Origin of the sequence: Bacillus sp. 166amftsu (assembly GCF_900107445.1) — a bacterium.
In the GTDB taxonomy this organism is placed as follows: Bacteria; Bacillota; Bacilli; order Bacillales; family Bacillaceae_G; genus Bacillus_A; species Bacillus_A arachidis.
The window spans coordinates 15,766-31,226 of record NZ_FNQA01000014.1; the positions used below are offsets into that span (position 1 = coordinate 15,766).

Below are 15,461 nucleotides of genomic sequence, written 5' to 3' on the forward strand. Positions count from 1 at the left end.
AAATTAAAGACCTTTAGAAGCGATGTAATCTACTAAATCAACTACGCGGTTAGAGTAACCAGTTTCGTTGTCGTACCAAGAAAGGACTTTAAGCATGTTGCCTTCCATAGTCATTGTAGATAATGCATCGATTGTAGAAGAACTTGTGCATCCGTTATAGTCAATAGATACTAATGGCTCTTCGCTGTATCCAAGGATACCTTTTAATTCGCCTTCAGCTGCTGCTTTGAATGCTGCATTTACTTCTTCAACTGTTACTTCTTTTTCAAGTTCAACAACTAAGTCAACAAGAGAAACGTTAGCAGTTGGAACACGTACTGCGCCACCGTTTAATTTACCTTTAAGTTCTGGTAATACTAATGCTACTGCTTTAGCTGCACCAGTTGTAGTTGGAATCATGCTCATTGCTGCTGCACGTGCACGACGTAAGTCTTTATGTGGTAAGTCTAAAATTTGTTGGTCGTTAGTGTAAGAGTGAATTGTTGTCATCATTCCGCGTTTTACACCGAATTTTTCGTTTAATACTTTAGCAAATGGAGCTAAACAGTTTGTAGTACAAGAAGCGTTAGAAATTACATTATGGTTAGCTGCATCATATTGCTCATGGTTAACACCCATAACGATTGTAATATCTTCGTCAGAAGCTGGTGCAGAGATGATAACTTTTTTAACTGATCCACCTAAGTGTTTTTCAGCGTCTGCTTTTTTAGTGAAACGTCCAGTAGATTCTACTACTACTTCTACACCGTAGTCGCTCCATGGTAATTGAGCTGGGTCACGCTCAGCGATAACTTTGATTTCTTTACCGTTAACGATGATGCTGTCACCGTTAGCAGATACTTCTGCATTTACTGTTCCGTGAACAGAGTCATATTTTAAAAGGTGAGCTAAAGTTTTAGCGTCTGTTAAGTCGTTGATTGCTACTACTTCCACGTTAGGGTTGTTAAGAGCTGCGCGGAATACCACACGTCCGATACGTCCAAATCCATTAATACCAATTTTAGTCATTTGAATTTCCTCCTTGGGGGATTATATTAAAGGGTAATACCCTTTGTTAATTGTTTTGCTGCACCTTCATCTGTAATTAGAATCGAAGTGTGCCCTTGTTTAATTACAGCCTGTATTGCTTTTGCTTTTGAAGATCCTCCAGCTACTGCAACAACGTGAGATACGTTTTGTAAATCTTTCAGTTGCATGCCAACTGTTTGTACTTTATGAACGACATTACCTTGTTCATTGAAGTAATAACCGAAAGCCTCGCCAACTGCATCACTTGCTTTAATTTTCATCCAATCTGCTTCCGAAGTATTTCTGCGACGTGCCATTGTTAACGCATCACCAATTCCATGAATGACGATATTGGAAGATCGAATCAACTCAAGAACTTCTTTCACGGAAGGCTCTGTCACAATGGACGCATATGCTTCGCTGCTTACATGGTCTGGAACATACAATAAGCGATAATTGCTCATCGTATTTTGTGCCATTTTCGCACAAATGGTATTGGCCTCTAATTCGACCCCTTCTCCAATTCCACCACGCGCTGGGACAAATAGCATATGTAAGTCTTTGCAATCCAGTTGCATCATGTCCGCGGCGGCAGCTAGCGTTGTTCCTCCAGCCACAGCAACGATATTATTCGCTGTCAGACGGTCTTTTATACAAGTAACACAAGCACGGCCCATCTCCAATTTGACCCAAGGTGAATCGTCACTATCACCAGGGACAACGAAAACTTCATCCAAGTCTAATGTTTCCTTAAGTTGTTTTTCTAAAACCTTTAACCCGGAAATTTCTTTCATAAAGTCTTCCAAAGCAAGAACCACAGTTGTTCCTTCTTCTGTTAAAGTCATTCCAGAAGATGCGACGTGAACTAAGTTTTGTTCTTTCAAAACTTGCACTTCACTTCGCAATACTCGTTCTGTCATACCAAGACTTGCAGATAAGTTTCTTCTTCCAATCGGCTGCATGAGGCGAATGTACTGAAGAATTTGCATTCTCGTTTGCATAACAGGTAGCAAATCAGGTAATAATTTTTTTGTATTTCGAATCCATGAGCGCATATCTTTTCTCCTCACTGCATCGGTTCATTTTCCCTCGTGGTCATTTTGTGTCCCGTAGTGACATTTTATGTCCCACTAGGTTAAAAAAAATAATCCCTGCTACGTGTATTATTGTAACAGGAGATAGAAACTTATTCAACTCTTAACTGCATTCTTTATATAGTTTATTATGACATCTTTGTGAATGACACCATATTCCGCCTGTTTTCCGTCTATTTCCACGACCGGAATCATAATTTGATACTTTTCTAAAAGCTCATCATCTTCGTATATATCTATTTCCTCGATTTCAAAAGAATATACCTTTTGAACCTCTTTCAAAACCTGTTTTGCCTTCACACAAAGACCACAGTCCGTTTTCGTATATAAAACAACTTTCATCTTCTTCACCTATCCAATTGTTTTTCGTAAAGAAGAAGCGGGAATATTCATTTGCTCTCGATATTTTGCAACTGTTCTACGAGAAATAACGATCTCATGCTGTTCTTCTAACAATTTCGAAATTTTTTGATCTGAAAGTGGTTTTTTCTTATTTTCTTGTTCTACAAGCATTTGAATCAATTGTTTGACACGCTTTGTAGAAACAGCCTCATCTTCTGTTGTCACCACTGCATTGCTAAAAAATGACTTCATTTCAAACAATCCGTGCGGCGTTTGTACATATTTATTACGTGTAGCACGACTAATTGTAGATTCATGTACACTTAGTTCTTCAGCTACTTCTTTTAAGGAAAGTGGTTTTAAGTACTCTGGTCCCCGCCAAAAGAAATCGCTTTGTTTCTTCATAATGATCTCCATGACTTGCAAAAGCGTTTGTTTCCGTTGCTTTAAACTGCGCATAATCCACTGCACATGCTGATACTTCTCAGATACATATGAAGCAACGTCCCTCTCACTATTATGAAGAAGCGCGCTATACTCTGAATGAATTTCAATTCTCGGCATGTTGCGTTCATTCATTTGTAAAACGAGACGATCTCCTTCTTTTTTCACAGCCATATCAGGAACAATATAAAGCGGCTTCTCAGAAGAAAATGCAAGCCCTGGTTTTGGCTGAAGCGATGTAATACAATCAACAGCTAACTGCAATTCCTCATTACTACACTTTAAGATGTGAACAAGCTTTCGCCAGTCTTTCTTAATAAAATACGCGAAATATTCATCCACAATCATTTTTGAGAGGGCATTTCCTTTTTGTAAGCGCTTCAATTGAAGTGATAGACACTCCTGAATATTACGCGCTCCTACCCCTGCTGGCTCCAATGACTGAACAAGCTCCATAGAACATTCTACTATATCAATAGGTACGGCAAGTAACTCTGCTAATTCTTCATTTGTTTCTTGTAAATAACCATTTCCATCCATGTTCATAATGATGAAAGAAGCCGTTTTCCGCTCCAGCTCATCTATTTTGTAATACTGTATTTGATCCAATAAATGTTGCTGAATCGTTTTCGAATCCACACTGTAAATTTCCATTTGATTATCGACTTGTTTGCTTGTACTTTTACTTTTGCTTGAGCTCTTTTTCTTCTCCCTCTCAAAGCCATTTAACTCAATAAGGGGATTCTCCATCGATTGCTCATACAAAAACTCCGATAGTTCCTGCACGTTATATTGGAGCATTGTAATCGCTTGTCTTAACTCTTGTGTCATGGCCAAACGTAAGCTTTGTTCTTGTAAAAGACTTGCCTTCAATCTAATCTCCCCCTTGTTTCTATTGTACAATAAGTTTCTTAAAAGGAGAATCCTGTGCAGATACCCTTTCCAAAATATTATTAATTTATATGTATTAATGACGTTTACATCTTACAACTGCAAAATGAATAATATTGAAAGAAAACAATAAAAAAATATATAAACTGACATAAAGCCTTTCTTTTTTTGAGCGTAAGAGAGGACCAATCAAAAAAGAAGCGGTCAGTACTTTTTTAATCCCATGCAAAATGAGAACAAAAGGAGAAAACGAGTGGAGATTTCCTTTTGTTTTCATAACTTCGACTTATACGCTTGGAAATCTAAATACATATATAGAACAACTTTTTATAATCACATACTAATAGTAAATCTTATAACCAGATATAACAAGGGGGAATTCACGTTGTATATTTTCGAACAGTCGATAATTGCCGATATATAACGATTTTGACCATATATAAAATAAAAAGTCCTAACTTACAAATGTAAGTTAGGACTTTTTGACGCGCCCAGAGGGATTCGAACCCCCGGCAGACGTGGTACCGGAAACCACCGCTCTATCCGACTGAGCTATGGGCGCATGAACGATATACTCGTAATTATATCTTCTTATACCCATGTACGCAACTACTATCACGCAAAAAGCTCTCCCCATATTTCTTCAAAAACAAAATCACTAACCTAAATTTGGAAATTATATTTTCACCGCTATTCACAAATTATAATCTTTGAATTCATATTTCAAAGGAGGCTTCATTCAATGACTGTAATTACAAAATTAAAACAAACTGTTTCTGGATTAAAAAGTGCACAAGCGAGCTTAGAGGGATTTGCTCTGGATACAGATAACCAACAAGCGAAGCAACTTTTCCAAACAGCTGCACAGCAAACTCAATCGATTATCGATTCTTTAAACCCACGTGTTGAAGAAGTGCAACAAGAAGAGCCTCAATACGGACAACAATAAGCGAGCATACTATTCCGTCTGATGGTAGACATTTTTTGAAAAACAGAAAAAGGATGATTCCATATCATCCTTTTTCACACCAAATTACATAAAGCAATAGAAATGGAATGATTGTAATGCGAAAACTTAGAATCATAACCGCGTTATTCGTACTCCTATGCGCTTCATTTACTGGCTGCGATAATAGCCCCTTAGATAAAAAAGTAAAAAAAGAGGAATCAAAACGAGAAGAGGAAAAAAAAGGACCCAAGTTAACAAAAATGAGTACGGAATCCTTTAATCAATCTATATCGCAGGAAGCAAAGAAAAAAGTACTCGCTATGGAGGAAATCCTAAAGGCCACAGCAGTCAATTCTAATCTAGATCTTTACATAGCGGTCAAGCCCGAACATCATGAAAGATTTCGATTAAAACCTCTGCGTAGCAAAATCAAAAAACAATTGAGCGATGAGTATCCTACTTTCGATATTCGCGTAAGTACAGATCGAAAAATTTTCATGCTGTTAGATAGCCTGGAAAACAAAATTAAGAAAAAAGAAGTAAACAAAGATCAGATTAAAAAGCAATTGAAACTCATACAATCAGAAATGAAATCTGATACTTAATTGTACGTTCTCTAAAGGAAAAGGAAGGGTTCAAATGTCCAGTAAAGACAAAAATTTAACACCTGTACAACAAGAATATAAAAAGTTTGCACAACAACGGGAGCCAAAGCGCCCTGTTTTTAAAAATTGTATAAAAGCCTTTTTCGTCGGTGGGTTCATTTGTTTAATTGGTCAACTTATTTCAACCTTTTATATCACGTATTTCGATTTTACCGAGCGATCTGCTGGGAATCCGACAGTCGCTACGCTTATTTTCATCTCAATGCTACTCACTGGTTTTGGTGTGTATGATCGCCTTGGGCAATTTGCCGGGGCTGGGACAGCAGTTCCTGTTACTGGCTTTGGCAATTCCGTTATAGCTGCCTGCATCGAGCATCGAACAGAAGGTTTTGTTCTTGGAGTCGGTGGCAACATGTTTAAATTAGCTGGTTCCGTTATTTTATTTGGTGTATTTTCTGCTTTTGTAATTGCTCTTATTAAAACTATTCTTGTTCAATGGGGAGGGCTGTAAATGTTACAAGGACACCGAACATGGGTATTCGATAATAAACCTGTTATCATCTCAACGGGCGTAGTCGGTGGGCCATTTGAAGCAAAAGGAAAGATTCCTGAAGACTTTGACACCCTTCACGAAGACTTGTGGCTCGGACAAGATTCTTATGAAAAGGCACATAAAATTTTATTTGAAGAAGCCTGTAGTCGTGCAACGGAAAAAGCAAAACTTCGTAAAGAAGATGTTCAATTTGTACTCGCAGGAGACTTAATTAACCAAATTACTCCTTCAAGCTTCGCTTGTCGTACACTTGGCACTCCGTATCTTGGATTATTTGGCGCCTGCTCTACTTCTATGGAAGGTTTAGCTCTTGGCGCAAGTATTGTAAATGCAAAAGGCGCAAAATATTTATTAACAGGGTCATCCAGTCATAATACTGCTGTAGAAAAACAATTCCGTTATCCAACAGAATATGGCGGACAAAAACCGCCTACCGCACAATGGACTGTAACAGGCGCTGGTGCCGCCCTTTTGAGTAGTGAAGGACATGGTCCACAAGTAACATCCGCAACGATTGGCCGAATTGTTGATATGGGGTTAACTGATCCATTTAACATGGGAGGCGCGATGGCCCCCGCCGCTGTAGATACAATTGAAGCTCATTTACGTGACCGACAAATTGATGCATCTCACTATGATTTAATTGTAACAGGTGACCTTGGGCACGTTGGCCGCGAGATCGCTTATGATTTACTGCATAAACACGGGACAAAGGTCATAAGCAAACAATTTCAGGATTGTGGATTACTCATTTATAGAGACGGACAACCAGTGTTAGCAGGTGGAAGTGGTGCAGGTTGTTCTGCAACTGTCGTATACGGACACTTATTAAATCGAATGAAAAAAGGAGAATTCAAAAAGATGCTTGTCGTTGCAACAGGTGCGTTACTATCTCCTCTTACATTTCAGCAAAAAGAAACCATTCCATGTATTGCTCATGCTGTATCGATTGAGTTTGGAGGTGTGGAACAATGATTTTTTTCTGGGCTTTTGTTATAGGTGGACTCATTTGCGTAATCGGACAACTTATGTTCGATGTTGGGAAGCTTACACCCGCTCACACAATGGCAACGCTCGTTGTGATTGGCGCTATATTAGATGGATTTAATTTATATGAACCATTAATTGATTTTGCAGGTGCTGGAGCAACAGTTCCGATTACAAGTTTCGGAAATGCCCTTGTTCATGGGGCTATGGCTGAGGCAGCAGAGCACGGTATTGTCGGCGTTATAACAGGAATGTTTAAAGTAACAAGTGCTGGTATATCCGCAGCCATTATATTCGGATTTATCGGCGCATTGCTATTCAAACCAAAAGGATAAGAGGTGTTCCCATGACTGTTGTTGCTAGTGTTAAGACATGCCTCGCTAGTTTAAAAGGTGCCCAAGCAAGTCTAAGTACACTTTCGCAAAACGCTGCGGATGAAGAAGCAAAGCGAGTCTTTCACGAATGTATGTTAGAAATGGACAGTGTCATCGCTGATCTTAAAAATAGAGTTTCAATATTAGAACGTGAAGAACCTCAATATAAAGGTTTTTAAGCAGACTGGAGGAAATTACTATGTCTCACCTACCCGAATGGACACTTGTCATTCTTCGTTCCATATTTATATTAATTATGTTATTTGCTATTACAAAATGGTTAGGAAAAAGACAAATTTCTCAACTTTCCTTTTTTGAATATATAGCGGGGATGACAATTGGTGATATTGCTGCTCAGGTATCTACAGGGCTAGATCAAAAATTTTTCCATGGTGTCTTTGCTATACTCATTTTTGCTGCAGTCCCATTTTTCACAGGTATTCTGTCCTTAAAAAATAAAGCGGCCAGAGATTTTTTTGAAGGAAAATCTACCATTTTAGTAAAAGATGGAAAAATACTTGAAGATAATTTAAAAAAAGAAAAATATACAAGCGACGAATTACTCGAGCTTCTTAGAGGAAAAGATGCATTTAACATTGCTGATGTAGAATTTGCCGTATTAGAACCTAGCGGTGAATTAAATGTGTTATTGAAGAAAGATCGTCAACCGCTTACTGCAAAAGATATCGGATTAAAGGTACCAAATGAAAAAGAAACACAAACCGTTATTATGGATGGCAATGTACTCGATGAACCCCTGTCGGCCAGCGGGCATAATCGCGCTTGGTTACACGCTGAATTAGAAAAAATCGGTGTTGTAATTGAAAATGTCTTCCTCGGTCAAGTGGATTCTTACGGACAACTTACCATTGATATCTATAACGATAAAATTCAAATGCCTTCTCCTCAAAATAAACCTTTATTGCTCGCATCTTTAAAAAAATGCCATGCTGATCTTGAATTATTCTCTTTAGAAACAAAATCAAAAGCGGCGAGTCAAATGTATAGTAAAAACGCAAAACAAATCGAAAATATTTTAAATAAAGTAACCTATCTCCTAAAAGAATAGCAGATAAGAGAACGCTTCTATAGAAAAGGCGTTCTTTTGTTTTTTCTACATCTTCTATCAGGTTTAAATTTATATAATTCGGTTATGATGTTGAAGATACATAAGCAGGGAATTACAAAAACATAGCGAATAAATGATGATAAAACTACATATTTTTTTGATTTAAAGTGGTTTCGTTTGACCTTTATTGACCATAATTGTATTATAAGACTAAGAAAGCTTTCAAAGGAGGAAATAACAGATGAATTTAATTCCTACAGTAATTGAACAAACAAATCGTGGAGAACGCGCTTACGATATTTACTCTCGACTATTAAAAGACCGCATCATTATGCTTGGTAGCGCAATTGATGACAACGTAGCAAACTCAATCGTTTCCCAGCTTTTATTCTTGGAATCTCAAGACCCAGACAAAGATATTCACCTATACATCAACAGCCCTGGCGGTTCTATCACAGCGGGTATGGCAATTTACGATACAATGCAGTTCATTAAACCACCAGTATCAACAATTTGTATCGGTATGGCTGCATCTATGGGGGCTTTCCTACTTGCAGCAGGTGAAAAAGGTAAACGTTATGCACTTCCAAACAGTGAAGTAATGATTCACCAACCACTTGGCGGCGCACAAGGTCAAGCAACTGAAATTGAAATCGCTGCAAAACGTATCCTATTCTTACGTGAAAAATTAAACCAAATTCTTGCTGATCGCACAGGTCAACCATTAGAAGTACTACAACGCGACACAGACCGCGACAACTTCATGACAGCAGAAAGAGCACTAGAATACGGCTTAATCGATAAAATCTTTACAAATCGTTAATAAACTTTAAAGCGGAAGCGGCTCTTTCAGAATCGCTTCCAAAAAGGCTATCGCCACGTGCGATAGCCTTTTTTTATCGGCCGTTTCTCATGATATATCAGCGACTCGATAATATAACATAAATCAAGTCAATTGAAAAAGCTATCGCTACATGCGATAGCTTTTTACTGTTTATTTTGCACATATGCCGCTAGCGCTTCTAAAGCCGCTTCTGCATCTGAACCTTCTGTTATAATCGTTATATTGCTGCCAGATCCAATCGCTAAGCTCATAATCCCCATTATGCTCTTTGCATTGACTGTTTTACCATCTTTCTCAATAAAAATATCAGCATGAAAACGATTTGCTTCTTGTACAAACAACGCAGCCGGACGTGCTTGTAAGCCGTTTTTTAATGCAACCTCAACTTGTTTCTGAACCATAGCTCCCATTTCCCCTTTACCGTTATTTTTTTGCTACCGGTTCCCCCGCGCGTAATTTCTCTGCGATTTCATCGATTTTACGTAAGCGATGATTAATACCTGATTTACTGATTTTCCCCCCAGATACCATCTCACCTAATTCTTTCAATGTTACATCTTGATAACTAATGCGTAATTGTGCAATCTCTCGCAATTTGTCTGGCAAGACATCCAATCCAACTGTCTCATCAATGTAACGAATATTTTCAATTTGCCGTAAAGCGGCACCAATTGTTTTATTTAGATTGGCTGTTTCGCAATTCACTAAACGATTGACCGAATTACGCATATCGCGAACAATACGAATATCTTCAAATCTCAACAATGCATTATGTGCACCAATAATGTTTAAAAACTCCGTAATTTTCTCCGCTTCTTTTAAATACGTAATGTACCCTTTACGCCTTTCCAGCGTCTTACTATTTAAATCAAATCCGTTCATCAGTTCACATATAGAATCATTATGTTCCTTGTATAACGAAAAGACCTCTAAATGATAAGATGATGTTTCTGGGTTATTTACTGAACCACCTGCTAAAAATGCACCTCGTAAATACGATCGCTTGCAGCATTTCTTTTCAATCAATTCTTGTGAGATATTGCGGATAAACGAAAAGTCTTCCCTGACAATATGCAAATCTGCTAAGATTTCACGAGATTTCTCAACAAGCCGAACGATATATACATTATTTTTCTTCAGTCGCATTTTTTTACGAACAAGCAATTCTACCGTCACGTCATATCCTTTTTTCAGCAATGTGTAAATTCTTCTCGCAATTGCCGCATTTTCTGTTTGAATATCAATCGAAAGACGACGGTTTGAAAAAGAAAGTGATCCGTTCATTCGAAGCAATGCTGATAGTTCTGCTTTCTCACAACACTCCTTCACCTGAAGCTTTGTCAGCTCTTTCTTTGTTTCTGATGCAAATGACACAGCCCCACCTCCTTATACGATATTTTGGAACAAAAATCTTGTCCTATATGAATGAGTAGCGTTATCTCTCCTGAGATAACGCATGCTTATAACAACGAATATAAGATAGAAGCTAATTTCAATGTATCATGCCTAACAACTTGATCATCATACTTTGCTAATTCATCTTGAATTAAACTAATGTTACTTTCCGCAAAACGATCTTCGTCAATCACAACAGGTTCAGACATTTCTTCTGCATACAAGTTACGTAATTCAGCAGGAATATCATGATTATTTACAATCGCTGTATCGATGAAAGGCGCCCCAAGATGATCATGTAAAGCCTGCACATGATCAAATGCTGTATATTCCATCGTCTCTCCAGCCTGCGTCATGACATTACATACATATATTTTTTTTGCCTTTGCATTAAGAACAGCGTCACCAATTTTTTTCACAATTAAGTTTGGCAAAATGCTTGTGTACAAACTACCTGGACCAAAGACAAGTAAGTCTGCCCGCTGAATTTCCGTTAACGTCTCATACAGCGGCTCTACATCACCTGGTGTTAAAAATACACGATTGATCTTTTTTCCGAAGTACGGAATTTTCGATTCGCCTGTTACAATTCTCCCATCTTCCAGTTCTGCATGAAGCACCACGCTTTGATTCGCCGCGGGTAAAACACGACCTCTTACATTTAAAACTTTACTAGTTTCTGTAATAGCATGGAAAAAGTCGCCTGTAATCGAAGTCATACCCGCTAACAATAAATTACCTAATGCATGACCCGTTAAACCTTCTCCGGATGTAAAACGATGTTGAAATAAAGCTTCCACAAGCGGCTCTACATCTGATAACGCAACAAGTACGTTACGAATGTCGCCTGGTGGTGGAATTTCTAACTCATCACGCAATCTACCAGAACTGCCACCATCATCGGCTACTGTAACAATCGCTGTAATATCAACAGGATACTTTTTCAATCCTCGTAATAAAACAGACAGTCCAGTTCCGCCTCCCATGATAACAATCTTAGGTTTTCTCTCTTTTTTCATCCCTTAATTGCCCTTTCTCTTCTCCACATCACGATGAGATACATGAACGATATATTCTGGTTTCAAATGTTTTCCAAGGTATTCTGTAAGCGTAACAGAACGATGTTGTCCACCTGTACATCCAATTGCAATTACAAGCTGACTCTTGCCTTCTCTTTTATAATGAGGAAGCATGAAAGTAATAAGATCCGTCAGCTTTTCTAAAAACTTATGTGTCTCATTAAATTTGAGCACATATGACGAAACTTCTTCATCTAGTCCTGTTAACGGCTTCATCTGTGGAATATAATATGGATTTGGTAAAAAACGAACATCAAATACTAAATCTGCGTCAATTGGAATACCATACTTAAATCCAAATGACATCACATTTACACGAAATGCTTGCTCATTTTCTGTTGAAAACAGATGAACAATTTTTTCGCGCAATTCTTTCGGTTTTAACTCAGACGTATCAAGTACAATATTTGCTCTTGCCTTCATGTCTGTTAATAAACCACGTTCCGCTTCAATTCCTTTTAACGGAAGTCCTGTCGGCGCAAGCGGATGCGAACGTCTTGTTTCTTTGTAACGCGTTACAAGAGTGCTATCTCTCGCATCTAAGAATAAAATATGAGGAATAATCCAAGTGCGTTCTGATAAATCATCAAGCGCTCCCCATAAATGCTCAAAAAATTCGCGGCCACGTAAATCAATACCAAGTGCCACCTTGTTCATTTTCCCTTTCGAGTCTGCCATAAGCTCAACAAACTTTGGCAATAACATAGGTGGTAAGTTATCTACACAAAAATATCCTAAATCTTCGAAACTTTGCAGCGCTACTGTTTTTCCTGCACCGGACATTCCTGTAATAATTACCATTTTAATATCATTATTCGCTGTCATTGTATCCCCTCCATGACGGTTTAGCTTGGATCCAATCGATATGAAAGTAATTCAAATTCTGGTGTATATACAAACGTACCGTAGATTATTCCATTTCCTTTAATTAAATAATCAATAATGTGATAGTCTCCCGGCGCCATTGCTAATTCATCAATTTTATCAAGTGTATGCCAGCCAATGATGCCTTCTTCGCTTTCCAATTTGTTTTCTCCTGCAAAATCTGTCGCTAAAAAGGAGAACATCATCCATTCAGAAACAACTTTATCACCTTCTTGGATAACAAAAGTGAAGACCCCCTTTAACGCTGGGTTCTTTAAATAAATACCTGTTTCTTCACGATATTCGCGAACAACGGATTCTCTTACTGTTTCACCGCGTTCCATTTTCCCACCTGGCGCAACCCACCAGTTTCGACGAGGTTTTTGTAATAGGAGAACTTCATTACCTTTAATTAACACACAGTTCGTGACTCTTTGCATGCTTCTTCACCTCAGCTACTTATGATGAATTTCTTCATCACATACTTATTTCATTATACTATCAAAAACACTTTGTCACAATGAAGGAACTCCCAACCTAATTGAACTATCCCCACCTCCCCCTACACGAGCTTGAGGTGGGACATCCTACTGTTTCTACCCTAGCAAAAACACTTCCTCTTGTTCTGCAAAAAGGATTGATTTTCTTAAAAAAGAAAAAAACGAGAAGACCCCATCATCACTTCATGTAGAGGAAGGGGTCTTCTCGGTTAAAATGATAAAAAACCTCGTAATTTATATATCTCATAAGCAATTATGCAGATATTAAGTGCGACTTTTAGCAGCAGAGGTTTCTCTTTTACTCATTATTCAGTAATCCCCCTTAAGAGAGAAGACTTAAATCCTTATTGATCATCCACAATAATATACGCTGTTCTTATTGGCCCATGTACACCTACAACGAGATTCATTTCAATATCTGCACTATTTGACGGACCAGAAACGAAATTCAAACAAGCTGGTAATTTATCTCCCGCTTTATTTTGATCGTGAATGACTTTCGTAGCTTGGGTTAACCTTGGCACAATCTTACTTTTAGGAACAATTGCAATATACGATTCAGGAAGAAGGCTAACATGCCTTCCTTTTAATCCATCATTAAATAGAACAACAGTTCCTGATTCAGCAAGAGCGATATCACTGAATGTAATGCCAAGGTCAGCAGCTTTCGCAAATTCTATATTCTCTTCTTTATGATCTAAACCCCACTTACGAAAATGTATTGTACCTTCATTGCTTAAAAATTGACCGAGACCATATTCCTTAAACCGTTCATCATTAGAATACATAACAGATTGGATATTCCATTCTGTTAAAAAAGATTGTAATGTTTCAACAAGCCTGTCCTTTGTTGTTCGCTTAACTTGTGTGTGAATTACCTCGCATTGCTCTATTAACTTTAGTACAAGTTCATCTTGTGTGAATCCGTCAAAAACAGTCCACTGCGGAGAAAAAGACCAGTTCGGTTTTTTCACTGCTTCCGGACGTTTTCTGCCAAGCTTTTCTGATAAGTGGAGTAAAAATTCCTCACGATTTTGGATGGCCATTATCGTTCTCCTTTACACGTTTTTTAAACCAATCTCTAAACGACTGTTTTTCTGGAACTGGAAAATCTCTCGCATCTGTCCAAGCTTTTAACGGCCCGATTCCACGCTCAATCTTATCCCCTTTCATAAGAGGCTTTAACGCATACGGAGCGGTCTTTGCAGCAAGGGAAAACAATCTAGAGCTATTCACCGCTTTTTCAAAACCTTTCATAGCTACATTCCAAGCTACAGGTGATTGTTTCGCTTCTTCTACAATGCGGCGGCGATGTTTAATTAATAAATCGTGTAACGGTATTTTCACTGGACACGCTTCTGTGCAAGCACCACAAAGGCTAGATGCATAAGGTAAATCTTTATATTCATCATATCCTCCTAAAAGCGGCGTCAACACAGCTCCAATCGGTCCTGGATAAATGGAGCCATACGCATGTCCTCCGATATGCCGATATACGGGACATACATTAATACATGCCGCACAGCGAATGCACTGAAGGATACTTTGAAATTCTGTTCCTAAAATATTAGAACGACCATTATCAACAATGACTAAATGAAATTCCTCAGGTCCATCCGTCCCACCAGGCTCGGTTAATCCCGTAATATAACTTGTTAACTTTTGTCCTACAGAACTCCGGCATAGAAGAGTTACTAAAACATCAAGTTCTTCCCATGTCGGAACAATACGTTCCATTCCCATAACTGTAATTAACGTTTTCGGAAGCGTTGTGGTAAGTCTTGCATTTCCTTCATTTGCCACGATAGAGATAGACCCAGACTCTGCAACAGCAAAGTTACATCCTGTCACCCCTACATCCGCTGTAAAAAAATCATCACGCAAATAATTCCTTACAAACCTCGCCATTTCTGTAGGATCAGATGTTCCAGTATAATCTAACTTTGTTTTAAATATTTCACAAATGTGTTCTTTATCCTTATGAAGACACGGAACAACAATATGTGATGGTGGATCGTGGTCGTTCACTTGCAGAATAAATTCGGCAAGGTCCGTTTCTAACACTTCTCCTCCAGCTTCTTCAATCGCTTTATTTAAACTAATCTCTTCCGTTACCATAGATTTTGATTTCACAATTTTTTTCGCATTTTTCTTTTTTACAATCCCTTTTACATATTCCCTTGCGTCTTCTGCAGTCTTCGCAAAATAAACAAAACCACCGTTTTTCTCAATATTTTCACTCAGTTGATATAAATAATAATCAAGGTTTTCTAATGTATGCTTTCGAATTTCTTCTCCTAAAGCTCGCCATTCCTCCCAATTCCCCAGACTCTCAGTAGCTTTTAATTTCTTACCTCTAAGACCATCTTGCGCTTTCCTGACAGCCTTTCTCATGAATTGATCCCCTATACCTGTTTCAGTACGCTTATGAAAGGGATCGTTCCCAATTTTCATTCCCATCTT

19 protein-coding genes and 1 tRNA gene are annotated in these 15,461 nt (G+C 38.2%); 8 read left to right on the forward strand and 12 right to left on the reverse strand.

What is annotated here, in order from left to right; translation table 11 throughout:
* Positions 1-3: 3 nt before the first annotated feature.
* From gap to BLV40_RS21460, 5 genes are all read right to left on the reverse strand, one after another.
* Positions 4-1,008 (reverse strand): type I glyceraldehyde-3-phosphate dehydrogenase, encoded by a 1,005-nt coding sequence (gap, locus tag BLV40_RS21440; protein WP_020061700.1) that lies wholly within the window; start codon positions 1,006-1,008, stop codon positions 4-6.
* 26 nt (positions 1,009-1,034) lie between these two features.
* Positions 1,035-2,063, reverse strand: a complete 1,029-nt coding sequence (gene cggR, locus BLV40_RS21445; RefSeq protein WP_026594090.1) for a gapA transcriptional regulator CggR — start codon at positions 2,061-2,063, stop codon at positions 1,035-1,037.
* Between the two features lie 135 nt (positions 2,064-2,198).
* Entirely contained in the window at positions 2,199-2,444 is a 246-nt protein-coding gene (locus tag BLV40_RS21450; protein ID WP_090693713.1) for a glutaredoxin family protein, read from the reverse strand.
* A gap of 9 nt (positions 2,445-2,453) precedes the next feature.
* Entirely contained in the window at positions 2,454-3,761 is a 1,308-nt protein-coding gene (gene rpoN, locus BLV40_RS21455) for an RNA polymerase factor sigma-54 (protein ID WP_090693717.1), read from the reverse strand.
* 504 nt (positions 3,762-4,265) lie between these two features.
* Positions 4,266-4,341 (reverse strand) — tRNA-Arg (locus BLV40_RS21460).
* Positions 4,342-4,521: 180 nt separating this feature from the next.
* Between BLV40_RS21460 and BLV40_RS21465 the strand changes: the two genes are divergently transcribed.
* The 8 genes from BLV40_RS21465 to clpP all read left to right on the forward strand — a co-directional run bounded on the left by BLV40_RS21465 (position 4,522) and on the right by clpP (position 9,139).
* Positions 4,522-4,728 carry a DUF1657 domain-containing protein gene (locus BLV40_RS21465; RefSeq protein ID WP_000216162.1) on the forward strand — a complete coding sequence of 69 codons (207 nt, stop codon included), beginning with the start codon at positions 4,522-4,524 and terminating at the stop codon, positions 4,726-4,728.
* A 116-nt stretch (positions 4,729-4,844) separates the two neighbouring features.
* Entirely contained in the window at positions 4,845-5,333 is a 489-nt protein-coding gene (locus BLV40_RS21470) for a YhcN/YlaJ family sporulation lipoprotein (RefSeq protein WP_026594087.1), read from the forward strand.
* Positions 5,334-5,367: 34 nt separating this feature from the next.
* Entirely contained in the window at positions 5,368-5,844 is a 477-nt protein-coding gene (gene spoVAC, locus BLV40_RS21475) for a stage V sporulation protein AC (protein ID WP_026594086.1), read from the forward strand.
* Positions 5,845-6,861, forward strand: a complete 1,017-nt coding sequence (gene spoVAD / locus BLV40_RS21480) for a stage V sporulation protein AD (protein WP_090693720.1) — start codon at positions 5,845-5,847, stop codon at positions 6,859-6,861.
* Entirely contained in the window at positions 6,858-7,208 is a 351-nt protein-coding gene (spoVAE, locus tag BLV40_RS21485) for a stage V sporulation protein AE (RefSeq protein WP_026594084.1), read from the forward strand. The genes spoVAD and spoVAE overlap by 4 nt, the downstream gene beginning before the upstream one ends.
* A gap of 11 nt (positions 7,209-7,219) precedes the next feature.
* On the forward strand, positions 7,220-7,426 hold the full coding sequence (locus BLV40_RS21490) for a DUF1657 domain-containing protein (RefSeq protein ID WP_026594083.1): 207 nt from the start codon (positions 7,220-7,222) through the stop codon (positions 7,424-7,426).
* A 20-nt stretch (positions 7,427-7,446) separates the two neighbouring features.
* Positions 7,447-8,316, forward strand: a complete 870-nt coding sequence (locus tag BLV40_RS21495) for a DUF421 domain-containing protein (RefSeq protein ID WP_090693724.1) — start codon at positions 7,447-7,449, stop codon at positions 8,314-8,316.
* A gap of 241 nt (positions 8,317-8,557) precedes the next feature.
* Entirely contained in the window at positions 8,558-9,139 is a 582-nt protein-coding gene (clpP, locus tag BLV40_RS21500; RefSeq protein ID WP_026594081.1) for an ATP-dependent Clp endopeptidase proteolytic subunit ClpP, read from the forward strand.
* 164 nt (positions 9,140-9,303) lie between these two features.
* Here clpP and BLV40_RS21505 read toward each other — a convergent pair whose 3' ends face one another.
* The 7 genes from BLV40_RS21505 to BLV40_RS21535 form a co-directional block, all read right to left on the reverse strand.
* Positions 9,304-9,561 carry an HPr family phosphocarrier protein gene (locus BLV40_RS21505; RefSeq protein ID WP_026594080.1) on the reverse strand — a complete coding sequence of 86 codons (258 nt, stop codon included), beginning with the start codon at positions 9,559-9,561 and terminating at the stop codon, positions 9,304-9,306.
* Positions 9,562-9,583: 22 nt separating this feature from the next.
* Positions 9,584-10,534: a DNA-binding protein WhiA gene (gene whiA, locus BLV40_RS21510; RefSeq protein ID WP_026594079.1), complete on the reverse strand. Its 951-nt coding sequence runs from the start codon at positions 10,532-10,534 to the stop codon at positions 9,584-9,586.
* Positions 10,535-10,620: 86 nt separating this feature from the next.
* Positions 10,621-11,574, reverse strand: coding sequence for a gluconeogenesis factor YvcK family protein (locus tag BLV40_RS21515; protein WP_026594078.1), 954 nt, complete (start codon positions 11,572-11,574; stop codon positions 10,621-10,623).
* 3 nt (positions 11,575-11,577) lie between these two features.
* The gene (gene rapZ / locus BLV40_RS21520) at positions 11,578-12,459 is read right to left on the reverse strand and encodes an RNase adapter RapZ (RefSeq protein WP_026594077.1); all 882 of its coding nucleotides are present in this window, start codon (positions 12,457-12,459) and stop codon (positions 11,578-11,580) included.
* A gap of 20 nt (positions 12,460-12,479) precedes the next feature.
* A complete protein-coding gene (locus tag BLV40_RS21525) occupies positions 12,480-12,938 on the reverse strand; it encodes an NUDIX hydrolase (protein WP_026594076.1) in 459 nt (152 codons plus the stop codon).
* A gap of 404 nt (positions 12,939-13,342) precedes the next feature.
* On the reverse strand, positions 13,343-14,044 hold the full coding sequence (locus BLV40_RS21530; protein WP_090693728.1) for a LutC/YkgG family protein: 702 nt from the start codon (positions 14,042-14,044) through the stop codon (positions 13,343-13,345).
* Positions 14,025-15,458 carry a LutB/LldF family L-lactate oxidation iron-sulfur protein gene (locus BLV40_RS21535; protein ID WP_090693732.1) on the reverse strand — a complete coding sequence of 478 codons (1,434 nt, stop codon included), beginning with the start codon at positions 15,456-15,458 and terminating at the stop codon, positions 14,025-14,027. The genes BLV40_RS21530 and BLV40_RS21535 overlap by 20 nt, the downstream gene beginning before the upstream one ends.
* Between the last annotated feature and the right edge of the window lie 3 nt (positions 15,459-15,461).